We start from the raw sequence: 22480 nt of genomic DNA, 5'->3' as shown, positions 1-22480 counted from the left end.
GTTGATCGCCACCGACTTGCCCGAGCCGGTGGTGCCGGCAACGAGCAGATGCGGCATACGCGCGAGGTCGGCGATGATCGGCTCGCCGCCGATGTTCTTGCCCAGGCACAGAGCCAGCTTGTGCTTGCTCTCGGCGAAATCCGTGGAGGCCAGCAACTCGCGTAAGTACACCGTCTCACGCTTGGTGTTCGGCAATTCGATGCCGATGGCGTTGCGGCCGGGCACGACCGCGACGCGGGCCGAGACCGCCGACATCGACCGGGCGATGTCGTCGGCCAGCGCGATCACGCGGCTGGACTTGGTGCCGGGGGCGGGCTCGAGCTCATAGAGGGTGACGACCGGGCCCGGCCGCACCGCCAGGATGTCGCCGCGCACGCCGAAATCGCCGAGCGTCGCCTCCAGCAGGGTGGCGTTCTGCTCCAGGGCATCCGCCGGGACCTGGCTGGCCTGCGACGGGCCGCGGGGGGCCGCCAGCAGGTCGAGGGCGGGCAGGGCGTAATCCTCGGGTCTCAGCGCGGGGGCTGGGCCGCGGCGGGCCGGCACCGGCGCGGCGGCCGGCGGGGCGACCCGGGACGCAGTGGGCTCGGGCTGAGGCGGCTGGGGACGCTGCGGCGTGCGCGGGGAGCGCGGCGCGGCCTCGAACGCGTCGGCCTCGTCGTGCGGCGCCACGGCGTGGTCGGGCTCGCCCTCGGCGGGCGGGACGCCCGGCGCGTCGAAGACGGGCTCGCGCCGGCCGGGCCCCGGCTGAGCGTCCGCGGGGAGGTGGTCGGCCCAGGGCAGGTCCGCATCCGTGAAGGCGCGCCGGGCCGCGAGCGCTGGCGAGGCGCCGTCGAACGGTTCGGCCCGGCCCGCGCGCCATCCGGCGATCTTGTCGGAAGCCGCGAGGCGGAGCCGCATCAGGCCCTGCGCCAGGGCGCCGATCCCCACGAGGCCGAGGCCCGGCTCGTCGGTATCGTCGCGCTCGTCGCGAGACCGGACCGGCACACGCCGGACGGGATAGGGCTCGTCTTGGAACGCGTCCTCCTCGACAAGGCCGAAGCGGCAGGCGCCGGTGAGGCTCAGGATCGCCACCGCGGCGTAGCCGAACCCGACGAGGTGGGCGGCGGCCGACGAGACCGCGCCGACGATCACCCGGGCCATCGACAGCAGCCCGTCGCCGGCCACGCCCCCGAGGCCGGTGGGCAGCGGCCAGCGCGTCGTGGGCGGCAGCGCGCTCGCCACCGCGCTCGCCGCGCAGAAGCCAATGATCCAGAGCGCGATGCGCATCCCCCCGTCGGGCAGGTTGCGCTCGCGCATCAGCCGCACGCCCCAGAGGGCCGGGGGCAGCACGAAGGCGAGCGATCCGAGGCCGAGGATCTGCATGCAGAGATCCGCCACCACGGCGCCCGGCTGGCCGAGCACGTTGTGGGCGGCATGGTCGGTGGCGTGGTTGAGGCTCGGGTCGTCGATCGACCACGTGGCCAAAGCCACGGTCAGCGCCACGGCGCCGGTGAACAGCACAAGGCCGCCGAGTTCCGTCAGGCGCTTGCCCAGGAATGGGCGGACGCTGTCGACGAAGGTGTCGTAGGGCGATGCGGGACGGCGAAGCGAGCGCATGCGGGACCGGACGCGGAGCGGGAACTTACCCCTGAGGCTAGGCATGGCCGCCTTAACGAGCCGCTAAGGTTGAGGAAGCCTGACCGGCCTCTGGTTGCCCGTCCCCAGGCGGGTGCGGTGCCGTTCCGAAGGGTGCAAACCGCGTTGTGCTGTGGCACAGGTTCGGCCATGAACATCGACGGCCAGCCCTACCACACGATCTTCCCGGACCCGGACGGCGTCAGCGTCCAGGTGATCGACCAGACGCGCCTGCCCTTCGCGTTCGAGCTGAAGCGCGTCGCGACGCTGGACGACGCAGCCGTGGCGATCCGCACCATGATCGTCCGCGGCGCGCCCCTGATCGGCGTCACCGCGGCCTACGGGCTGGCGCTCGCCATGCGGGCGGATGCCTCCGCGGAGGGCATCGACCGCGCGGTGGCGACGCTTGCCGCCACGCGGCCGACGGCGATCAACCTGCGCTGGGCGCTGGACCGGGTCGCCGCCAACCTGCGGCAGGTCCAGCCGGGCGAGCGCTTCGACCGCGCCTTCGCGGAGGCCGGCCGCATCGCCGAGGAGGATGTCGCGAGCTGCCGTGCGATCGGCGCCCATGGCGGCCGGATCATCGCCGACCTGTACAAGGCCAAGGGTGGCGGTCCGATCACGGTATTGACCCACTGCAACGCCGGCTGGCTCGCCACCGTGGATTGGGGCACGGCGCTGGCGCCGGTCTACGCTGCCCACGCGCAGGGCGTGCCGGTCCACGTGCTGGTCGACGAGACCCGCCCGCGCAGCCAGGGGGCGGCGCTGACCGCGTTCGAGCTGCACGGCCACGGCGTGCCCCACACGGTGATCGCCGACAATGCCGGCGGCCATCTGATGCAGCACGGGCAGGTCGATCTGTGCATCGTCGGCTCGGACCGGACCACGGCGCGCGGCGACGTCTGCAACAAGATCGGCACCTACCTGAAGGCGCTCGCCGCCCACGATACCGGCGTGCCGTTCTACGCGGCGCTGCCGTTCTCGACGATCGATTGGACGCTGCAGGACGGCGTGAAGGAGATCCCGATCGAGGAGCGCGACGGGCGCGAGGTCACCCACATGACCGGCCGGCTCGCCGATGGCGGCTTCGCCACGATCGAGGTGGTCTCGCCGGGCAGCCCCGTGGCCAACCCGGCCTTCGACGTGACGCCGGCGCGGCTGGTGACCGGCATCATCACCGAGCGCGGCGTGTGTGACGCGAGCGCCGAGGGGCTGTACGGGCTCTATCCGGAGCGGCGCAAGGCGGCGTGAGCCGTCTTACCGCACACCTGGCCGGCCCGATTCCGCGAGCTGCTGCGCCCGGGCGCCCTGGCGCTCGAACATCCAGCCCGGATACTCCGCCGGCAGGGCGCTCACCGCGTCGAGGGCGTCGAGTTCCTCGCCAGTGAGGCTGAGTTCGGTCGCCGCGATGTTGTCCTCCAGCTGATCGAGGCGCTTGGCCCCCACGATGACGCTGGTCACCGCCTTGCGGTGCAGAAGCCAAGCCAGCGCCACCTGGGCCACAGAGACGCCGCGCGCCTCCGCGACAGTCCGCATCGCGTCGATGCAGGCTTCGGCCCGGGGCCGGTCAACCGGCGGGAAATCGAAGCTCGCGCGCCGGCCCTCGCCGGCGCCGCCCGCATACTTGCCGCTGAGCAGGCCGCCGGCCAGCGGGCTCCAGACCAGAAGGCCCAGCCCCTCCGAGTGCAGCATCGGGACGATCTCGCGCTCCAGGTCGCGGCCCGCGATGGAATAGTAGGCCTGCAGGGTCTCGAAGCGGGCAAGCCCGGCCCGTGCGCTGATCCCCAGCGCCTTCACGATCTGCCACGCCGCCCAATTCGAGACACCGACGTAGCGGACGTGGCCGTGCTGCACGAGGATGTCCAGCGCCCGCACCTGCTCCTCGATCGGCGTCGCCGGGTCGAAGCCGTGGATCTGGTAGAGGTCGATATGGTCGAGCTGGAGCCGCTTGAGGCTCGCCTTGCAGGCGTCGATCAGGTGCAGGCGCGAGGCGCCCTTGGCGTTGGCGCCCGAGCCGGTCGGCCCGTAGCCCTTGGTGGCGACGACGACGCTGTCGCGCGGGACCTTGAGGTCGCGCAGAGCCTGGCCGGTGATCTCTTCCGACAGCCCTTCGGCATAGACATCGGCGGTGTCGATGAAGTTGATCCCAGCCTCGAGCGCCCGCCCGACGAGGCGCTCGGCCTCCGCTTGGTCGAGGGCGCCGATCTGGCGCCACATCCCGGCCCCACCCCCGAAGGTCATGGTGCCGAGGCAGAGTTCGGAGACGAACAGCCCCGTGTTGCCGAGCTTCTTCTGGTACATGCCTGCCTGATTCCGTCCGTGTCGTGACTGTCAACGCCCGGGGCGGGGCCCGGTGCGCTCAGGGCTCCCAGCGATGAAACACGGTGCTGTCGAAAGAAAAGACCGGCTCGCCGCGCTGGTTCACCCCGGTGTTGCGGGCGAAGGCCAGCCCCCAGCCGGGCCGCGAGGCCGAGGCGCGCTTGTCGGTCAGCTTGGCGCTGAACCGCACCGTGTCGCCCGCATAGACGGGTTTCAGCCAGCGCAGGTTCTTGAAGCCGGGGGAGGGGCCTGCCTCGGGCACGGGGCCGCGCGCGGCGGTGTAGGCTTCGTCGCGGGCACGGGTGGTCAGCAGCCGGTTCATGTAGGCGGCGGCCGTGTGCCAGCCGGAGGCGCAGAGCCCACCGAAATGGCTGCGCTTGGCCGCCTCGGGGTCGAGGTGGAACGCCTGCGGGTCGTAGGCCCGGGCGAACGCGATGATCGCCTCGGCGCTGAACGGGTAAGGGCCGAGATCGCGGGTCGATCCGATCTCTGCATCCCGCAGGAACGGCAGGATCTCGGCATCCTCCGGCTCCGTCACGGGCGCTGGCTCGCCGATCTCGACCGGCCGCGGCGGCAGGGGATCGGTGCCGCGCCGGGCCAGCATGAAGGTGAAGCGCTGGGTCAGCACCGTTTCGCCACGCTGGTTGCCGAGGGCGACCTCCGCGGTCACGAAGCCGAGCCCCGGCTTCGAGGCCGAGTCCCGCAGGCCGAGGACGCGGAAGGTCAGCGTCAGGGCATCGCCCGGCAGCACCGGCACCCGCCAGCGCAAATCGTCGATCCCCGGCGCGCCGAGCGATGAGCCGCCCCGGAACGGCCCCTGCTGGAGCAGCCGCATGCCCAGCGCGGCCGTATGCCAGCCCGAGCCGATCAGCCGGCCCGCGAAGGTCCCTGCCGCCGCCGCCTCGTCGAGGTGGAACGGCTGGAAGTCGAACGCCTTCGCGTAGCCCACGATGGCGTCGCGGGTGACCGTCAGCGGCTCGCCGACGATTACGTCGTCGACGGAAAAGTCTTCGAGGGCGGGATCGGACATGGCGGGCGCGTCCAGGGATGATCAGTTGGCGAAGCGGAAGTGCAGCACGTCGCCGTCCTGCACCACGTACTCCTTGCCCTCCAGCCGAAGCTTGCCGGCGTCCCGGGCCCCAGCCTCGCCGTTCAGCGTCGTGTAGTCCTTGAACGCGATGGTCTCGGCGCGGATGAAGCCCTTCTCGAAATCCGAGTGGATCACGCCCGCCGCCCCCGGCGCGCGGGTGCCCTTGGTGATCGTCCAGGCCCGGGCCTCCTTGGGACCGACCGTGAAGTAGGTCACGAGGCCCAGGAGATCGTAGCCCGCGCGGATCACCCGGTTGAGGCCGGGCTCGGCAAGCCCCACAGCCTCCAGGAACTCGGCCTGGTCGGCCTCGGGCATCACGGCGATCTCGCTCTCGATCTTGGCCGAGACCACCACCGCGATGGCGCCCTCGGCCTTGGCGCGGGCGAAGACCGCGTCCGAATAGGCGTTGCCCTTGTCGGCATCGCCTTCATCGACGTTGCAGACGTAGAGGACAGGCTTGGCGGTCATCAGGCCGAGCGACTGGAACAGCTTCTCCTCGTCGGGCTTGCGCTCCACGAGGCGGGCAGGCTTGCCCTCGCGCAGCAGCGGCAGGGCGCGGTTGACGAGGTCGAGGGTCTCCTTGGCCTCCTTGTCGGCGCCCTTGGCCTTCTTCTCCAGGGCGACGGCCCGACGCTCCAGGCTGTCGAGGTCGGCCAGCATCAGCTCGGTCTCGATGGTCTCGATATCGGCGGCCGGATCGACCTTGCCCTCCACGTGGGTGACGTCGCCGTCCGTGAAGCAGCGGACCACGTGGGCGATGGCGTCGACCTCGCGGATATTGGCCAGGAACTGATTGCCCAGGCCCTCACCCTTGGAGGCGCCGCGCACCAGCCCGGCGATGTCCACGAAGGTCAGCCGCGTCGGGATTTTTTCCTTGGACGCGGCGATGCGGACGAGGTCGTCGAGCCGGGGATCGGGCACCGCCACCTCGCCGACATTCGGCTCGATGGTGCAGAACGGGTAATTGGCCGCCTGGGCGGCCGCCGTCTGCGTCAGCGCGTTGAAGAGGGTCGACTTGCCGACGTTCGGCAGGCCGACGATGCCGCATTTGAAGCCCATGGATCGGTCCTAGTGTTCGGTCACGACGGCCTCGGGGCCGACCATGAAGGGGTTGAGGATGGTGGTGCCGCGGACCGTGCGGTCGTGCTGGTAATCCTCCGAGAGAAGATAGCGGCATCCGGCGCGCATCGCAGCTGCGAGAATGATGCAATCCCACCACTGGAAGGCGGTCTCGGTTCGGATCGACCAAGCCCGCGTGATGAGTTCGAGATCGGTCGCGCCCTGGGAGAAGGGTTGCAGCTCCAATGTCATGCGCCGCATCTCCGCGCTGTCGACGGCGACCTTCCCGCGCAGGACCGCATTGTGGATCTCGCCGATCACCTGCGGACTCACGACGAGGGCCTCGCGGGCCGCGAGCGTTGCCAGCCAGTGCGTGGCCGTCCGCTGCTTGTCCGGATAACGGTCGTCGCGGGCATACAGGAAGACGTTCGTATCGACGAAGACCAGATCAGTCGTCATCGTACAGTTGGTCCGTGGTGGGAACCTTCCCGTTCTCGTCCAGAACGTGGAGGGGCGGTCCGGCCAGGAAGCGCTCGAGCGCCTCGCGCTGCGTCAGCGGCCGGCCGACGCGCTGCTCGACCGCCTCGGCCACGAAGCGCGACAGGCTCTTGCCGTCGCGCGCGGCCGCGACGCGTGCCCGCTGCAGCAGGGCCTCGCTCATCGTCACGGTGACGTTCTTCATGGCAGCCTCCACGGCCGATCCATATCGTGTTCCCGTGTTTTCGTGTCAATTCTTCGCGCCGAGCGTCTTCACCTCGTCCCAGCCGCGGCCCGCCATGGCGAGGTGGACCTTGTTCTGGAAGCTCGCATCCTCGCCCGCCGCCAGCAGGGCGGCATGGTCGGCAACGGCGTGGCAGAGATCCTCGACCCAGGGCTGCTCGGCCTTACCGAAATCGTTGAGCACGTAGGCATGCACCAGTGCCTTGTCGCCAGGATGGCCGATGCCGAGCCGCACCCGTCGATACTCGTTGCCGCATTGCGCGGTGATCGAGCGCAGCCCGTTATGCCCGGCATTGCCGCCTCCGAGCTTCACCCGGAGCTTGGCCGGGGCGAGGTCGAGTTCGTCGTGGAGCACGATCACATCGGCCAGCGGGATCTTGTAGAAGCGCTGCGCCTCCGCGACCGCCCGGCCGGACTCGTTCATGAAGGTCGAGGGCTTGAGCAGGATCGCCCGCTCCGTGCCCAACACTACCTCGGCGGCCTCCCCCTGGAAGCGATGGCGGAACGGGCTCGCCCGGTGCTGGCGGGCGATCGCGTCGACGGCCAGGAAGCCGATATTGTGCCGGTTGCCCGCATAGCGCGCGCCCGGATTTCCGAGGCCGACGATCAGCCGCATGGTGGTTGCATCCCTTTGAGGCCGCGGTCTGTGGCACGCTTCCGCGCGGGACGCACCCCCACGCCGAATCCTCGCCGAAGCAACCGAATCGCGTTTCCCCGGTGCGCCAGCGCACGGCAGCCCGTGAACCCGAGGCAGACTATCCCCGTTGAGATGTCACATTCGGCCAAGCAAAGCCCGAGTGATCAAGACCGCCGCACCGACGATCTTCCTCACCCGACACGGTTGACCGGATGACTTCCCACTGAAGTCAACCGAAGACGTTCGGAGATCATCATGACCATTCGCATGCTCGCCGCCGCTGCCGCCCTGGTCGCCGCGGTTTCCACGCCAGCCCTCGCGCAGGGCCTGGATTCGAAGCACTCGCCCTATCCCGCCTCGGCCTATTCGGGCTGGGTCGGCAACGCCACGGTGGCGTCGCAGGCCCCCGCCGCCTACGGCCGGCCGGCTGCCTACCGCTATGCCGGCCCGCATGCCGGCGGCCCGGCCAACGCCCTGCCGCGGTTCTGACGCGACCGCGATCCGGGTTTCCAAAGGGCTCAGCCCTTCGGTGGGTTCTCAGGGCAGAGCCCTGAGATCTCTGGCCCCGAGATGTTCTCCAGGGCTCCGCCCTGGACCCGCGAAAGGTCTCGACCTTTCGAAACCATAACGGGTGCTCCCCCCCGGATCTCCCCCGGGCGCAGGGTCCCGATCAGCAAATCCACCTGGCTCACGAGCCGGGTGAGCGATTGCCCCCGGTCGAGGGCAGGCTGATCCGGCAGCGGCCGATCCTCGCCCAAAGCCGCCAGGGTCGCGGCAATCCAGGCCCGCCACGGTTCCGCCGAGGGGTCCACGGCCTCGGGGGCGTGCCGCAGCACGGTGAGCCGGGCGCTGATCCGGCGCAGGGTCGCGTCGGCCACCAGGGCGGATTCGACCTCCGGATGGTGGCCGGCCCGGGGCTGCTGCAGGGCCCGCGACAGCGCCGCCTCCAGATCGTTGAGGGCGAGGCCGGTCGCGCGGGCGCCGGCCAGGATCGCCGCCTCCCGCTCCGGCCCGGCGGACGCGCGCAGCACAGCCTCGGCGAAATCCGCGTGGGCCTTGAGCGCCCGGCGCAGTTCCTGGCGGACCTGATCGGGCTCCCAGATCGGCCAGAGCACGAGGCAGCTCGCCACCGCGATCACGCCGCCCAGCACCGTGAAGCCGCCCCGCATGGCGACGATCTCCCAGGAGCTGTGGCCGGGCTCCAGAAGCTCCACCAGCAGAACCACGAGGGGCGTCAGGCAGGCGATGAAGAAGCCGTAGGAGATCTGGCGGGCCGCGAAGCCCACGATCGAGAGCACCAGGATCAGCCCGGCCTCGGCGAGCGGGGTCGTGGCGTAGTAGGCCAGCACCGCCCCCACGAGCCCGCCCAGCACCGTGCCGCCGATCCGCTCCAGGGCCCGCTGCCACGTCGCCGCGTAGAAGGGCTGCATGGTCAGCACCACGGTCATCACCAGCCAGTGCGTGAAGGCCCCCGCGTAGCTCAGCGTTGCGGCGAGCGCCGGGGCCGAGACCGCGCTCGCCCGGAGCGCATGGCGCAGGTTGGGCGAGGCCAGGGTGAAGTTCTGCCGCAGCGGCCCGAGATAGCGGGTCCACCGGCCCAGGCTGCCGCCCTCCATCAGCGTGCCGCCGGGCCGGTAGCCCTCGGGGGTCGACAGCTTGGCGCCGATCCGCACGCGCCCGACGATCCGCTCGGCCAGCCGCGCCAGGGTCGGATCCTCCGACAAGCCCTCAGCCGTCCGGGCGATGGAATGCTCCAGGCGGGCAAGGTCGAGGGCGACATCGTCGCGGATCGCCCGCGCGATGGTCACCAGCAGGGGGCGCAGGCGCCGCAGGACGATCTTTGCCAGCGCCCGGCGGCGCGGGTCGGGCCGGCTGTCGATCAGCTCACCCACGGCGATCAGGGCGGAAAAAATCTGCTCGGCGCTCTCCAGGCGCAGCAGCGCCTGGGCGGTCCGGTCCGAGACGCGCTCGCGCGACCGGGCGAGATCGAGGATCATGGTCCGCGCGGTCTCGATGCTCGTGCGGACGCCGCGCCGGTGGCCGCGCGCGTGCCCGTCGAAGGCCTCGGTGTCGGGCTCCGGCAGGGCGACGAGCCGTTCGAGGTCGCCGCACAGCCGCGCGAGGTCGCGCCAGACCTCCGCCACCGCCCGGTGGGCCGGCCGGTAGGGGTGCAGCCGCCAGATCACCAGGGCCAGGAACGTCGCCCAGAGGCCGCCGGCCGCGAACATCAGAACGGTGGTGACGGCCTGCTCCAGGGTGAGCGGCCGGTCGAGGGCGATGCACAAGACCACCACCAGCACGTTGCCGGCCGCCTGCGCCTGCACGCTCCAGACGCGGGCATACGAGCAGGCGAAGATCAGCGTGCAGGCCACCGGGACGACGACGGCCAAGCCCAACGGCTGGATCAGGCCGAGCCCGGCCCAGAGCAGGCCGCCCAGCACCGAGAAGGCGGTGAGCACCCGCAGGCGCACCCGCATCGGCCCGCCGTTGTCGCAGAAGCAGGCGAGGTTGGCGGCGAGCGCCATGGTCAGAAGCGGCGGCCATTGCAGCCAGATGTTGATCAGGATGACCACGCCGAACGCGAAGGCGGCCCGCACGCCCTCCACGAGCCGCACGCCTCGCAGGTCGAGGCCGGTCGGCAGGCGCCGCAGGTCGGCGCCGGGCCGATTCACGCTGCCCCGGCCGGCGGCGGTCCGGCGGCGCCGGGCGGGCGCGGGCGGCGAGGCTGGGGGACGGGATGCTGTCGGATTCGGGGCGGACAAGCGCGGTCTCCGGACGCGGGCGTGACGCCCCGGCATGAACCGGTCCCCGGCCTGTCCGGATCCGGCCGGCCGCGCAAGCTGTTTCGTGCGCCGGGTTGGCGGCGACGGGGATGCGCAGGACACCGTCCGCCCTCAACCCTCATCCTGAGCGCGGAGCCACTGGCGGCAATAGCCGGATTGGCACAGCGCTGATGCGTCATACACGCCCGCCCCACACCCCCGAGTTCCGCCGCCGGATGATTGAGCTGGTCGGCGTTGGGCGCGGACCAACCGACCTCGCCCGCGCGTTCAGGCGCTCCGCCCTCGGCATCCGCGACTGAGTCGCTCAAGTCGGTTGTCGCGGGCTTACAAGCGAGTTCCCGACGCTCGCTGGGCGGGAGGAACTGACCCGTCTGCCACGTCAGGTTCGGCCGCGAAGGCTGGAGCGCGACGTCCTCTCAAAGGCCGTGGCCAAGTCTCACCGGAAGCCTGCTTTCGCGTGAGGCCTGCGCAGTACTTGGGGCTCTTCCAGTTCACGAGCGAGAACCGGACCGTCTTCCCCTCGCGGCCCCTGCCCGCCGCGCTCGACCGTCGCTGCCTCGACCGCTACGGACAGAAGATCCTCACCGAGCCCTGACACGCAAGCGTTCCACCACTCGGCCAAAGCGGCTCAACTCGAACTTCCATCATGTCGCGCTTGCTGATGGTACGGCACACTGCGGCATTGGCAGCCGACAGATCGCGGATAAATTTGACTTGCGTTGCGTGGCCTATATCCTTGTTCTAGAATTCAATTACTAACATTGCCGGTGAGATCCATGCTGTTCACCATTGTGTCGGAGCGCCAAGGCGTAACCAACAGGGAAAAGTGCGCATCGCCCCAGGAAGCCCTCGCCCATGCATCGACCCTGATCCAGAGTGGCGTCGAAAAGGTCTGGGTCTTTGATGCGCGCGGGGCTTTTGTCAGCGCCTCTGCACTGTCGGAGCTTGCACGGTCGCGCATCGAGAATTCAGTCCCGCCGGCGCTCATGGCAAGCTGCAACACCGATTTGCTCGCACACGGTCATGAGTCGACTCAACCGCGCTCGGGCAACGCCGAGACCACAGCGTCTGAGACGCCTGCAGTTAGCGAAGGGTCCGCGCTGAAGAATGCGCGCGTGTTCCGGGTGGCGACGCAGAGGTTCTGAGCGTCAGGCGCGTCGCGAATTTCGGCGCAGTGGAGTACCGGTCAGATCATGTCGAAGGCGTGGCTCGTGTTCGGCCGCCGAAAAAGCTGCGGATCGGGATTTTTCGAAAACGCGATACCTCGCCCGATCGAGACCGAGCGGCAGACCTGCCGAGCGCGGCGGCGCTGACGGGGCGCTCATGCGGCGGCGGATCGGGCACAGGACGGTATCACCCCTGACCGACAGGGCCAGCCGCCGTGACAACCGGCCGGGCTCGCCGCCGAGCACCATGCCCATATCGGATATCGGCCTGCGCATCCGCCCCGAAGCACGCCCGCAGATCCGACAAGAGACTTGGGTCGCCGTGGCCCGAGTGCTGATCCCTGCCGCACGGCCCGCCGGTCGCCCACGGAAGGCGGGCCTACTGCGAGGGTTCGCCCTGGTTCCTGCGCTGGCGCGTCTCCAGCCGCGCCGCGATTGTCCGCCAGCGCGCCGCCTCGGCTTGGTCCGGCACGACGCCGGAGGCTGGATACCGGTCGAGCACGTGCGAATCGAAGGTCTGCGCGACGCCGCGGGCACCCCGCGGATCCCCTGCGGTGACAAGGCTCTGGAACAGGGTGCGCGCCGCGAGGATGTCGCCCGCCGCTAGGAGCCGCTCCGCCTTCACGGAGAGGGCGTCATCCGCAGCGGTGACCCCCGTCCTGTTGCGCCGTGCGGGGGATCTCCGCGCTCTAGAGGTCGGCACCCCGGCGTCCGGGCTGGGGGGCGTCGGCGCTGCTTCCGGCCCCTGTGTCGCCGCAGAGCGCGTGCTCTCACCCGGCCCCGCTGTCCCGTCCGAGGGGGCGAACGTCGGGAGCGGGGGCCCGTCGGGGCCCCGGAGTGGGGTGATATTCACGCCCGGTGCGACTTCGGATGTGGGGGCGGGAGTGTCACCGGTTTCCCTCCCCAACTCTGATGCTGACGGGGTTGCCGTCAGGACCGGGGGTGGATAGTTCGCCAGCCTCGGTACGCCAACATCGCTGCCCTTCAACCGGGCCTCGATCTCGGGCGATGGCGGCGGTGCCTCGCCCGCGAGCTGCGTCTCCGCAGGAGGCGACGGGGTTGGGGACGCCGCGGGCGCTGCCGGCGCTGCGCTGCCAAAGTTGATCTCAGACTCCGATGCGGTACTCACGCGAGGCGCTGACGCGAGATGTGGACGACCTGCGAGGTCTTCGAGGCGCTTCAGAAGGTCAGGCTGCGTGTACAGCAACGCGAAGATCGTCACGATCGGTGTGATCGCCGCAGCGCAGGCGGTCCACATCAACTTGGGTTTGCTCAAACGATCGGAAGCCCTGGCATCACGCGAGGGACCGGGTTCGTGTTCCGAGGCGTCCGTTCTCGGCGGCTCGACCTGAGGGTCGGACACGTCTCCAAAGGGGGCCATCGCTTGGGCGGAAGCGAGGTCCGGCGTTTCGGGTTTGCGGACCGGACTGTCGAGGTCACGCCTTTCGGTACCCGCCCTCTCGTCCGGATGTCCGATCGCAGGATCGCGTCCCCGATCTGCGGGCTCGTCCTCGACGTGGGCCGAGTTGAGATCGCGGGGCAGGTCCGTTGAGGCCGGGTCACGGGTCTCGCTGTCGTAGGACAGGATGAACGAGGGATCGGGCGATCGGGCATCCGGCGGAGACTGGGCCGAGGCGGGTTGCCACGCCGGCCCGCCGGTGAGGCCCGAAGATGAATCCGCACGATCGGTCCTGCCCACCTCGGCGGCGCGGTATGGTTCTGGGATCGCGCCGCCCTTGCGATCCGATGGGAAGGGCGCAGCAAGGTCGAGACGGCTCGTCCCCGGGAAACCGTCGGTTTCCTCGGGGGAGCGATAGACCGGCCGGTTCCCGATTCCCGGCACGGGCAATCGGTCTAGGCGAGCCGGCTGCAGCGATGCGCCGCCTGGCCTCGCATCGCCCGCCGATGTGTCGGTGAGATCTGAGACAGACGTTTGCGGGCCGAAGATCGGCGATGGCCCGCGCAAATCGTCTTGGACGTTCGGAAGGGGAACCAGGGGGGCAGAACGGGCCGCCGCCGGGTTGAGCCCCGCATATGCGGCTTGATGCGCGCTTGGAGAGAAGAAGGTGTCGAGGTTCGCGCTCGAGGCACTGTACGCATCGTTGCGGTCCGCGTCGGGGAGGAACGGGTCCGTCGCGAGAAGGTCCAGCCCCTCCGAAGGGTGGCGTCGTGAGGCTGGGTCGAGGTAGGGATCGGCATCCTCGTCGAAGTCATCGGCCGGCCGAACGAAGTCATGGTCGTCGGTTTTGTGATCGTCCGCGCTGACAAAGCCCCCATACGGATCATCGAGGGCGTCCGTAGCGGGTATCGGACGCTCATCCCGTTCCGGCCGCGGCGAATCCAACGGGTCGTCGACTGGTTGCGGGGCACGGTGGACCCCACGAAAAAGCCTGCGCCGGGCGGTCTCGTCTGAAAGATCGTCTATGGAGTTGTTCATCGCGACAGAAGTGCGCTCATCCTGCCCGGATACATCGGTATAGCCTGCTCAAACATCTGATCGTTCACCCGGCGTCCCCGGACCGTCCCGAGCCGCGGCTATGGCAGGCATTGAAACTTAGATCTCTTCGAAGATTGATAACGTGCAAAACGCAGGAAGGCTACGCGCGGGAGAGACGCTTGGCATCACGTTGACCCTCGTTGTACCCTCACTGTACCAAGATGACCCCTCAACTGGGATGCTTCAGGATCGCACACGTTAGTCCGGCGCCCGAAGCGTGCACAGCCCACGCCCGGCGACAGAGGGAAATGTGCGAGACGCTTGGCTCAACGCGAGACCATCGAAACATGGCCATGGACTTGGTGCTCGCAGCCTGCGGCGTGATGATTGGCCTGCCGATCGCCCTGTTCGGATTCATGCGGCTTGATGAGCAACCGGGCCGGATGAGCTTGGCCCTGCTCATCCTCGGCCTGCTGATCACGTTCGGTCCGATCGTCAACGCCAGCATCGCGCACTACACCGCGACAAGCGGGACCGGCCGCTACAACGCGTGGTGATGCGCGCAGCGCTCCCTCGCGCGGCGGGCGGTCTTGGTTTCAGGTTGCCACCCCGGGCACCGGGACGGACCCGGTGACTGCGTGGGACGTGACGGCCGATCAGCGCGCCCAGCTTCTCGATCCCGATCAACACCTGCAAGCGCTGTCGCGCATCGCCGCCGAGGCCCTGATGGCGGGGGCCTGGGAAACCGCCTACGCCGCGGCGGATCGGTTGTGTCGGTTATCCCTCCGTGCGGGCGCGCGCGGTTTCCTCGTCCGCGCCGAGGTGGCGCGGCGGCTCGGGCACGCCGCCGCTGCCCGCCGCGACATCGAGCGGGCGCTTGAGCTCGATCCCACCGACTACCTCGTCAACCTCCACGCGCTCGGTCTGGGCGAGGCGAACGCCCGCCTCGCCGCCGCGCGGGCTCTCGTGGACGATCCCAAGGTTCCCGCTCATGCCCTGCGCGTCGCGGTAGCGGTCCTTCAGGGCGAGCAGGCACAGGTCATCGAGCGGGTCGAGACGACCGACGCGCACCTGCGCGGCTGGGTCTCGTGGCCGTCAGGATGCCCGCTGCGCGCCACGATCATCGGCGCGGGCTCCGAGCAGAGCTTCGTCCTCCAGAACGATCCCGCGCATCCGCTCGCATCGGAGCGCTACCACGTCGTGGCGTTCACGCGGCCGCGCCCGGACCTCGGAGAGGTCGAGCTTCGCTTTCACCCCGCGGCCGAGGCCGTGCCGATGAACAGGAAGACCTTCCCGGCGCGCGTTCCCCCCCGCGCATCGGGATCTCAGCCCCGATCGCGCCGGCCCGACGATGCCTGCGACTTGACGGTCATCGTGCCGATCTTCGAGGATGCTGAGGCGACCCGGATCTGCCTCGACAGCCTCGAAGCCCAAGATCTGCCGGGGCGCAGCTGGCGCATCCTCATCGTCAACGACGCGAGCCCGAATCCGGACTTGGTGGCCGATGTCGAACGCCGCGCAATGGCGGGGCGGGTCACGCTGATCACCAATCCGTCCAATCTGGGCTTCGCCGCGTCGGTCAACCGCGCCGCGTCGCTGACAACGCGCGGTGACCTCCTGCTCCTAAACGCCGACACGATCTTGCCGGATGGCGGCCTCGCCCGCCTGCTCGCGCTCGCCGAAACGACGCCGGACCTGGGCACGATCACGCCGATCTCGAACAACGGCGTGATCGTGAACTTCCCCGACCTGTTCGGGCCCAATGAACTCCCGCCGGTCTGCGAGCTGTCGCGCTGGGATCAGGCCGCAGGTCTGGCCGACCCGGCTCCGATCGAACTTCCGAACGGGATCGGCTTCTGCCTTCTGATCACCCGCGCGTGCTGGAGGGCTGCCGGCGGCATGCCGCTTACGTACGGGCGCGGCTATTACGAGGACGTGGATTTCTGCCTGCGTACGCGCCAACTCGGGTTCCGGCATCTCTGCGCGACGAACCTGATCGTCGGTCACGCTGGGTCCGTGTCGTTCGGCGCCGAGAAGCGTAGGCTCGTGGTCCGCAACGCCGCCGCCCTCGCTGCCCGCTACCCCGGTTACAGCGCCGAAATCGATGCGGTTCGACTGGCAAATCCGTTCCGCGAGGCGTTTGCGGCCATCGAGCAGCGGATCGACCCGCCCCGGTACGACATCGTGATCCTCAACCCGCTCCCGAGCCGAGGGCCGGAATTGTCGCTCTGGCTCGCGCATTGGCAGGCAGCCGAGCTGCGATGTCTCTTCATCGAGCTGGATGGGCCTGCCTCAGATCTACGCCTTCGCATTCGCGGCGACGCCGGCGGCTTGCCACAATCCCTGGCGTTCGCACCCGACGTGGCGCGGGAGCGTCGGGACCTCTTAGGTTACCTCAGGTCGACGCGGCACGATCGCGTGGTCGTGGTCGCCCCGGAGCGCTGTCCCGGGGTCCTAGCGGCGCTCGCCACGGACCTCGACGGGCCCCTCGATCTCCTCGTCGCCGGTGCACAGAGTCTCGCGCCAGGCGAGGAACTGCGGGACGAAAGCCGCAGCACCGCCGACCTATGGGCGCGGGTCGATCGCCTCCTATGCGGCGATGGGATGACCCTAGCGTGTGGGCAGCGTGCTCTGCCCGACCCGCTGCGGCACAAGCTCGTGCCGCCGCCCATCGGACCAGAGTGCGGCGACACCGCGCGCCCTCAATGGCCCGCTCGGCATGTGTGCCTCGGGATCCTAAGTCCCCTGCCGAGCGCGGCGGTGAGCCGCCTGAGTCTGGCGCTCGAGACCGGCGCGCGCCGGATCGGCCTCGCCGTGCGGCTCCTGATCGTCGGCGGGACGCTCAACGATCTCGAGCTGATGGCCGGCAGCGCGATCTTCGTGACGGGGCCGGTCGCCCACGAGGAGGTCGCGGCCGTCGTGGCGGATTTCGGCTGCGCGGCGGTCTTGCTGCCTTACCGGGATCGCTTCTTCGGGTGCCTGGAGCGCGCGCCCTGTCCCCGCCGCGCCTACTTCGATTGGTCGGGTGGCGCCTACGCAGCGCGATCCGACGATCTTGTCCTCGATCCGGCGATTTGCGACACTGACGCCGCCGCGCAGATCCTGCGCTGGCTCGCCGTGGCCTCGATCGCACCGTGATCGCTTCGTCTTGAGTGCTCCCAGCGCCCCTTCTGCCCCCGCCTGCGCGACAGATCCCTACGTGGCGCAGGTTGAGCGGAGCGGGCCGGCCACGATCATCGGGTTCGTCTATCGGCGGGACGACCACGCGGCCCGCCCCATCGTCGAATTGATAATCGACGGCCTGCCGATCGCGCTTGGGCGCGCGAACATCTACCGGGCCGAGCTCGAGCGGGACGGCATTGGGGATGGCCGCTACGGTTTCAGCTTCGTGCTCGCGCCGGACGTCATGGCCGGAGGTGGGGCCGCCCAGATCGTCCTGGCTAACCTCGGCCGCCCCCTCGGTCCGCCGATCTCGCTCGGCCTCTGGGCCCTAGCGGAGGGGCCGCCCGCCGGCGAGGCCGGCGCGGCCGTGTGGACCGGCGGCCTTCGGTTGAGCGGGTGGCTCGCCCCGAGCCGCGACCCGGTGCGCTTGCGCGCGCGGGCCTGGATCGACGGCACGCTGATCGCGGAGGCCCGGCCCGACCGCTGGCGCCAGCGCAGCCACGGCGGCGAGACGCCGGCACCCGCCTTCTCGCTGCACCTGCCCGAACGCTTCGCGACCGGCCTGACCCAGCAGGTCACCGTGACCGACGGGATCGGTACGCCGCTGCGCGGCAGCCCCCTGACCCTGGTGGCGTTTTCGGACCCATTGGAGACGCTGGCGGCGGGGGCTTTCGGACCGGATGCCGGCGTGACGGCGAGGCGTGCCCGCCTGTTCGACACCCTGCTGCCGCGCACGCATCCCCTCGATGACCTGAGGGGGTGGACGCAGGCCTATCCCGCGCCCGGCGCGCCCGCGCGTCGATTGACGGTGGTGATCGTCGGCGACGCGCCCGTCGACACCGCCGCCACCCGGGACAGTCTGCGGGGTCAACTCGACCCATCCTGCGCGGTCGTAGTCCTGCCCTCGGGCGATCGCATCGGCTTCGCGCCGGACGACCTACTCGCCGTCATCGGCGGCGCGGCCGCCAACTGCGACAGCCTGTTGCTGATCCCCGCGGGTACCCGTCTGGAGCCCGGCGCCGCCGGTCGCCTGGCCGCGGTCCTGGCATCGGATCGCCACGCCCGCCTCGTCTACGGGGATCTCGCAGCAGGCCCACCGGATCGACCCAGCCTCCTGGCGTTCCCGAGCTTCGATTATGAGCGCTGGCTCGAGCAGGGCTACGGCGCTCTACTCTTCGCCCTGCCGCTCGCGGTGGCGGCGGACGCGACGCGGGCCGGCGCCGACAGCCTCTATCGCCTCGCCAACGCGCAATGCGACGACCTCGCGCGGGCGCGCGAGGCGATCGTGCACCTGCCGGGGCTGGCGGGGACCCTGCCGGACCTCGATCTGGCGGCGGCGACGCGCTGGCTGGAGCGCGCCTCCACGCTCCATCTGCAGGCACGGGGTATGCCCGCCGAGGTCCGGCCGGGGCGCGGCGCGATCCTCCCCGCTGTCCGGGTGACCCGGTTGCAGCAGCCCGACGCGACGGTCAGCGTCATCATCCCGACGCGCGATCACCCCGAGAGCCTGCGGCGCTGCATCGCGTCGATCCGGCCCGCCCTCGATCGGGCGCGCGCCGATCTCGTCATCGTCGATAACGGCTCGTCGCAGACCGAGACCCCGGCGCTGCTCGCGGCCATCCGGGCCGCGGGCGACCGCCTACTCACGGAGCCCGGCCCGTTCAACCACGCGCGCCTGATCAACCGCGCGGTGGCGGCGGCCTGGGGGGAATTCGTCTGCCTGCTCCACGACGACGTCGAAGCGCAAGACGATACGTGGCTCGCAGAGTTGCTGGGCCGACTGCGCGAGCCCACGACCGCGGCCGCCGGGGCCGTGCTGCTCGGGCCGAGCGGCGTCGTCGCGCACGGCGGTACCGTCCTCGGGCCGCGGGCGGAGACCGGCCCCGCCCTGACCGATTGGTTGGGCGACGAGGCGGGCTACGCCGATCTGCTTCGGGTCGCGTCCGAACCCAGCGCCCTGTCGACGGCCTGCCTGTTGGTGCGTCGGTCGGCCTACGACGCCGTCGGTGGCCTGGACGAGCGTTACTTCCCGAATGATCTCGGCGCCGTCGACCTCTGCTTGAAGCTCGCCGCGCGCGGTGATCGCGTCGTGCTCACGCCGCACGCCAACCTGCTGCACCGCTCCGCACGGGACGCCGAGCAGACTTCACGAAACGGTGATGCCGGTCGCCGCGCGCGCGAAGCGGCCGCCCTGCGCGCCCGCTGGAGCGCCGTCCTCTCCGCCGATCCCGCGTACAATCCATTGTTGGCGCTATCGGACCCCACGTACGCGGCGCTCGCCTGCCCGCCGCGCGGCTCGGAACCGCGCCGCCGCACCATCGATCCGCCGGCCGCGATGCCGCTCGGACTTTAGCGGATTGGCACGCGGCGATACGCGATGTTAGCGTCGCCGTCGTTCAGAAAATGATCAGTATTGGTTCATCGGGGGGAGTGGTGGTGTTGGCTCAAGCGCATCCGGCGCATCAGAGGCGCGTTCTCAACACCGGCAGCGGCCCGTTCAACCCGCTCAAGCTCCACCCGGTCTTCCGAACCCAAGGCTGGCAGGAGGTGCGGCTCGACATCGACGCTCGCCTCAGCCCCGACTTGATCGGCACAGTCTCGGACATGCGAACCCTGGTCCCGGACCGTTCATTCGACGCGATCTGGTCGTCCCACAACGTCGAGCACCTCCATACCCACGAGGTACTCCCGGCGTTCCGCGAGCTCGCCCGCGTCCTGAAGCCGGACGGCTTCGCGCTGATCACGTGCCCGGATCTCCAGGCGATCGCCGCGCTGATCGTGGAGGGCAAAGCCGAATCCACGATCTACACGGCTCCCGCCGGGCCGATCACGACCCTCGACATGCTCTACGGGCATTCCGCGTCGATCGCCTCCGGCAACGTCTACATGGCGCACAACACCGGGTTCACAGCGGACCGGATGGCGCGCGTCGGCCTCGATGCCGGGTTCGCCGAGGTGCGCACCTGCAAGGGCGGCTTCTTCGATCTCTGGGCGCTCGCGTTGATGCCGGAGGCGCGCGCCGAGCGGTTGGAGCCGATCTTTGCCGGCACGGACCAGAGCGCCTTGACCCAGTGAGCGGCGGCGCACCGTCAGCGCGCGGGGTGCGACACCGCCCGCCGCGCCCCGCAACGGGATCGCACCACATCGCATGAACATCCTGTTCGTCCACACGAATTTCCCGGCGCAGTTCCGCTACCTCGCTGAAGTCCTGGCCTCCGACCCGGCGCACCGCGTCGCCGCGATCGGATCGCAGACCGCCGGGCAACTCCGCGGCGTCCGCCTGGAGCGCTACCACTTCCACGACGTCGGCCACGCGGCGGTGCATTCCTTCGCCCGGCGCTTCGACGCCGAGGCGCGCCGGGCCGAGCAGGTGCTCTACGCCCTGATCGGCCTCGAGAGTTCGGGCTTCGTCCCCGACGTCATCGTGGCGCATAGCGGCTGGGGCGAGACCCTGCCCCTCCGGGCCAAGTTCCCCCGCGCCCGCTTGATCGTCTATTGCGAGTATTTCTACCGGGAGCACGGACAGGACGTGCACTTCGACGCGGAGTTCCCGCAGTTCGGGGTCGACGGGATGACCTACCTGCGGGCCAAGAACGCCAGTCAGCTGCTCGCCCTGGCGGAGTGCGACCTCGGGCTGTCGCCGACCGCGTGGCAGCGCTCGACCTATCCCACCGAGTTCCAGGGTAAGATCGCGGTGGTGCACGAGGGCGTCGACACCGAGGTCGTGCGCCCCGACGCGCGGGCCGCGTTCCATCTCCTCTCCGGGCACGCGCTCACCGCGCAGGCGGAGGTGTTGACCTTCGTGGCGCGCAACCTCGAGCCGCTCCGCGGCTACCACGTGTTCATGCGCGCGCTCCCGGCGATCCTCCGCGCCCGCCCGTGGGCACAGGTCGTGATCGTGGGCGGCGACGGGGTGTCGTACGGCCCGACTTCGCCGGATGGGCGGACGTGGAAGGACGTGTTCTGGAGCGAGGTCGCCCCACATCTCGACGCCCGGCGCGTGCACTTCGTCGGTTCATTGGGCTACGGGAGCTACCTGCAACTCTTGCAGATCTCCCGCGCGCACGTCTATCTCACCTACCCGTTCGTCCTATCCTGGTCGCTGATCGAGGCGCTGAGCGCCGGCTGCCTCGTCGTCGGATCGGACACAGCGCCCGTGCGCGAGGTGATCCGACACGGGGACAACGGACTGCTCGTGCCGTTCTTCGACACGGTGGGCCTCGCCAGGACCGTCATCGCCGCCCTCGCCGAGCCGAGCCGGTACGACGGCCTGCGCCGGCGCGCCCGGGAGACGGCGATCAACGGGTTCGAGCGCCGCCGCGCCGCGGCCGAGCAATTGACGGTGCTCCAAGCAGCGCTGCGCTGAGCCGGCCGCGTCTCGCGGACGCTAGCGGTGGCGCCCCCACGGGTCGGATACGGGTCGGAAACCTCCCCGCGGTAACTTTTCCAGAGGTGCGGCGTTCTCCGCTGCAGCGATGGAGATCCTCGTGGCTGACACACCCTGCGACGCGAAGGATGTGGCGCTCGCCGCGCTCACGAATTTGGTCCGGCTCATGGGGGCCGAACTGGTAGCCGGCCGGCATCGCGACGACATCGATGTCTTCGAACGGGCGGTGCGGACGAAGATCATCACGCCCGTCGATGGGTCCCCACCCGATGTCACACAGTCGGGCCTGACCCTGGCCGCGGCCCATGTCGAGCGGGCGCTCGCCCAGATCCGCGCGCAGGCCGACGCGGCCCGCGCCCATCCCGTCCCGCGCGCGGCATCCCTGCGCCAGGCGGGACGCCTGGTCCTCCAGTGAGGCGACGGGCCTGATGGCTCTGGTGATAGAGGCGGATCCGCAGGGCTCGGCGATGTCCTTGGTATTCCCGCGCTCGCTCAACTCCCCGGTTAGATTGGAGCTGACGGCCGGCGGCGCTCCCTCGATTGGGCTGCGCGACATCCGCTAGCTTGGTCCAGTTCTCCGGGTGACCGCCATCGACCACGGCAGGTCTGCGTCGCCCGCTCCCTCGCCCCGCCACGCGCGAGATCCAGCGGGCGGTCCGGTAGCCCCTCTCTGGTGGGAACGTGGTCGACCTCTCGGGGCCTCGCCCGTCCGCCGCTGGACACGACGGGGGTCCCACCCCGGACGCGAGGCGACCTGTTCAGGCGATTTTACAGGAACTCGGGCCTCACGGGTCAACCTCTTCGACCGGATTACACTGCTCCTGCAGAGGCTTGTTGATAGCCGCCGACGCCGAAGCCTGCAGGGCGAACAGGCGGTAACAGGCGCCCTCGGACCCGGAGTGACCTAGAGGCCGATCTAATCGCCACGCCATGCGATGCGGACCCCTTACCTCTGCCATGCGGTCCGGATCGTAGACCAAGCCCAGGATTTTCCGGCTCGGGAAACCCGACGACCTTTCTGCCTGGACGGCAGCAAGCCGTCCGCTGACGTCGTGCGGATCGGAACCAATTCTTCGGGTCCCGATCGCCCGCAGCTTGGGGTGTTG

The 22480-nt window shown here is 70.0% G+C and carries 21 protein-coding genes; 12 read left to right on the top strand and 9 right to left on the bottom strand.

The window, feature by feature from the left end; genetic code table 11:
- Positions 1-1596 (bottom strand): DNA translocase FtsK (locus MKK84_RS11345; protein ID WP_243919761.1); only part of this gene is annotated, 1596 nt, incomplete at its 3' end.
- 168 nt (positions 1597-1764) lie between these two features.
- On the opposite strand from MKK84_RS11345, the gene mtnA reads away from it, so the two are divergent.
- Positions 1765-2865 (top strand): S-methyl-5-thioribose-1-phosphate isomerase, encoded by a 1101-nt coding sequence (mtnA, locus tag MKK84_RS11340; RefSeq protein WP_243919760.1) that lies wholly within the window; start codon positions 1765-1767, stop codon positions 2863-2865.
- Positions 2866-2871: 6 nt separating this feature from the next.
- On the opposite strand, the gene MKK84_RS11335 is transcribed toward mtnA, so the two are convergent.
- Genes MKK84_RS11335 through pth form a run of 6 tightly spaced genes read right to left on the bottom strand, consistent with a single transcriptional unit; the run spans position 2872 to position 7418 of the window.
- Positions 2872-3915, bottom strand: a complete 1044-nt coding sequence (locus tag MKK84_RS11335; protein ID WP_243919759.1) for an aldo/keto reductase — start codon at positions 3913-3915, stop codon at positions 2872-2874.
- A 58-nt stretch (positions 3916-3973) separates the two neighbouring features.
- Positions 3974-4963, bottom strand: a complete 990-nt coding sequence (locus MKK84_RS11330; protein ID WP_243919757.1) for a MaoC/PaaZ C-terminal domain-containing protein — start codon at positions 4961-4963, stop codon at positions 3974-3976.
- A 21-nt stretch (positions 4964-4984) separates the two neighbouring features.
- Entirely contained in the window at positions 4985-6082 is a 1098-nt protein-coding gene (gene ychF / locus MKK84_RS11325) for a redox-regulated ATPase YchF (protein WP_243919755.1), read from the bottom strand.
- A gap of 9 nt (positions 6083-6091) precedes the next feature.
- Positions 6092-6541, bottom strand: coding sequence for a PIN domain-containing protein (locus MKK84_RS11320; protein WP_243919749.1), 450 nt, complete (start codon positions 6539-6541; stop codon positions 6092-6094).
- Positions 6531-6764, bottom strand: coding sequence for a hypothetical protein (locus MKK84_RS11315; protein WP_243919747.1), 234 nt, complete (start codon positions 6762-6764; stop codon positions 6531-6533). Before MKK84_RS11315 ends, MKK84_RS11320 begins: the two co-directional genes overlap by 11 nt.
- A gap of 45 nt (positions 6765-6809) precedes the next feature.
- Positions 6810-7418: an aminoacyl-tRNA hydrolase gene (gene pth, locus MKK84_RS11310; protein WP_243919745.1), complete on the bottom strand. Its 609-nt coding sequence runs from the start codon at positions 7416-7418 to the stop codon at positions 6810-6812.
- Positions 7419-7694: 276 nt separating this feature from the next.
- On the opposite strand from pth, the gene MKK84_RS11305 reads away from it, so the two are divergent.
- Positions 7695-7928 carry a hypothetical protein gene (locus tag MKK84_RS11305; RefSeq protein ID WP_243919744.1) on the top strand — a complete coding sequence of 78 codons (234 nt, stop codon included), beginning with the start codon at positions 7695-7697 and terminating at the stop codon, positions 7926-7928.
- A gap of 29 nt (positions 7929-7957) precedes the next feature.
- Here the strand turns inward: MKK84_RS11305 and MKK84_RS11300 are convergent, their stop codons facing one another.
- Complete coding sequence (locus tag MKK84_RS11300) at positions 7958-10237, bottom strand: FUSC family protein (RefSeq protein ID WP_409566490.1); 2280 nt, start codon at positions 10235-10237, stop codon at positions 7958-7960.
- Positions 10238-10392: 155 nt separating this feature from the next.
- Here MKK84_RS11300 and MKK84_RS35440 point away from each other — a divergent pair, with 155 nt between their 5' ends.
- From MKK84_RS35440 to MKK84_RS11290, 3 genes are all read left to right on the top strand, one after another.
- Positions 10393-10521: a hypothetical protein gene (locus MKK84_RS35440; RefSeq protein WP_279599481.1), complete on the top strand. Its 129-nt coding sequence runs from the start codon at positions 10393-10395 to the stop codon at positions 10519-10521.
- 158 nt (positions 10522-10679) lie between these two features.
- Positions 10680-10817, top strand: coding sequence for a hypothetical protein (locus MKK84_RS11295; RefSeq protein ID WP_243919742.1), 138 nt, complete (start codon positions 10680-10682; stop codon positions 10815-10817).
- Between the two features lie 181 nt (positions 10818-10998).
- A complete protein-coding gene (locus tag MKK84_RS11290; RefSeq protein ID WP_243919741.1) occupies positions 10999-11367 on the top strand; it encodes a hypothetical protein in 369 nt (122 codons plus the stop codon).
- 400 nt (positions 11368-11767) lie between these two features.
- On the opposite strand, the gene MKK84_RS11285 is transcribed toward MKK84_RS11290, so the two are convergent.
- Positions 11768-12091: a hypothetical protein gene (locus MKK84_RS11285; RefSeq protein ID WP_243919740.1), complete on the bottom strand. Its 324-nt coding sequence runs from the start codon at positions 12089-12091 to the stop codon at positions 11768-11770.
- Between the two features lie 493 nt (positions 12092-12584).
- Here MKK84_RS11285 and MKK84_RS11280 point away from each other — a divergent pair, with 493 nt between their 5' ends.
- The 7 genes from MKK84_RS11280 (at position 12585) to MKK84_RS11250 (ending at position 21789) form a co-directional block, all read left to right on the top strand.
- Entirely contained in the window at positions 12585-12740 is a 156-nt protein-coding gene (locus MKK84_RS11280) for a hypothetical protein (RefSeq protein WP_243919739.1), read from the top strand.
- A 1432-nt stretch (positions 12741-14172) separates the two neighbouring features.
- Positions 14173-14382 carry a hypothetical protein gene (locus MKK84_RS11275; protein ID WP_243919737.1) on the top strand — a complete coding sequence of 70 codons (210 nt, stop codon included), beginning with the start codon at positions 14173-14175 and terminating at the stop codon, positions 14380-14382.
- Positions 14383-14455: 73 nt separating this feature from the next.
- Entirely contained in the window at positions 14456-16963 is a 2508-nt protein-coding gene (locus MKK84_RS11270; protein ID WP_243919735.1) for a glycosyltransferase family 2 protein, read from the top strand.
- Positions 16964-17024: 61 nt separating this feature from the next.
- Entirely contained in the window at positions 17025-19340 is a 2316-nt protein-coding gene (locus MKK84_RS35690) for a glycosyltransferase family 2 protein (protein ID WP_243919733.1), read from the top strand.
- Positions 19341-19426: 86 nt separating this feature from the next.
- Positions 19427-20062 carry a class I SAM-dependent methyltransferase gene (locus MKK84_RS11260; RefSeq protein ID WP_243919731.1) on the top strand — a complete coding sequence of 212 codons (636 nt, stop codon included), beginning with the start codon at positions 19427-19429 and terminating at the stop codon, positions 20060-20062.
- A 73-nt stretch (positions 20063-20135) separates the two neighbouring features.
- Positions 20136-21353, top strand: a complete 1218-nt coding sequence (locus MKK84_RS11255) for a glycosyltransferase (protein ID WP_243919729.1) — start codon at positions 20136-20138, stop codon at positions 21351-21353.
- 121 nt (positions 21354-21474) lie between these two features.
- A complete protein-coding gene (locus tag MKK84_RS11250) occupies positions 21475-21789 on the top strand; it encodes a hypothetical protein (protein WP_243919727.1) in 315 nt (104 codons plus the stop codon).
- The last annotated feature ends 691 nt before the right edge of the window (positions 21790-22480 follow it).

It is taken from the genome of Methylobacterium sp. E-065 (genome assembly GCF_022829605.1).
GTDB lineage: Bacteria > Pseudomonadota > Alphaproteobacteria > Rhizobiales > Beijerinckiaceae > Methylobacterium.
Note: the sequence above shows the minus strand (reverse complement) of the source record. Positions and strands in the feature narration are given on the sequence as shown.

Coding starts and splice junctions, on each gene's coding strand:
- mtnA (WP_243919760.1), top strand. CDS start 1,765: ATGAACATCGACGGCCAGCCCTACCACACGATCTTCCCGGACCCGGAC.
- MKK84_RS11335 (WP_243919759.1), bottom strand. CDS start 3,915: ATGTACCAGAAGAAGCTCGGCAACACGGGGCTGTTCGTCTCCGAACTC.
- MKK84_RS11330 (WP_243919757.1), bottom strand. CDS start 4,963: ATGTCCGATCCCGCCCTCGAAGACTTTTCCGTCGACGACGTAATCGTC.
- ychF (WP_243919755.1), bottom strand. CDS start 6,082: ATGGGCTTCAAATGCGGCATCGTCGGCCTGCCGAACGTCGGCAAGTCG.
- MKK84_RS11320 (WP_243919749.1), bottom strand. CDS start 6,541: ATGACGACTGATCTGGTCTTCGTCGATACGAACGTCTTCCTGTATGCC.
- MKK84_RS11315 (WP_243919747.1), bottom strand. CDS start 6,764: ATGAAGAACGTCACCGTGACGATGAGCGAGGCCCTGCTGCAGCGGGCA.
- pth (WP_243919745.1), bottom strand. CDS start 7,418: ATGCGGCTGATCGTCGGCCTCGGAAATCCGGGCGCGCGCTATGCGGGC.
- MKK84_RS11305 (WP_243919744.1), top strand. CDS start 7,695: ATGACCATTCGCATGCTCGCCGCCGCTGCCGCCCTGGTCGCCGCGGTT.
- MKK84_RS11300 (WP_409566490.1), bottom strand. CDS start 10,237: ATGCCGGGGCGTCACGCCCGCGTCCGGAGACCGCGCTTGTCCGCCCCG.
- MKK84_RS35440 (WP_279599481.1), top strand. CDS start 10,393: ATGCGTCATACACGCCCGCCCCACACCCCCGAGTTCCGCCGCCGGATG.
- MKK84_RS11290 (WP_243919741.1), top strand. CDS start 10,999: ATGCTGTTCACCATTGTGTCGGAGCGCCAAGGCGTAACCAACAGGGAA.
- MKK84_RS11275 (WP_243919737.1), top strand. CDS start 14,173: ATGGCCATGGACTTGGTGCTCGCAGCCTGCGGCGTGATGATTGGCCTG.
- MKK84_RS11255 (WP_243919729.1), top strand. CDS start 20,136: ATGAACATCCTGTTCGTCCACACGAATTTCCCGGCGCAGTTCCGCTAC.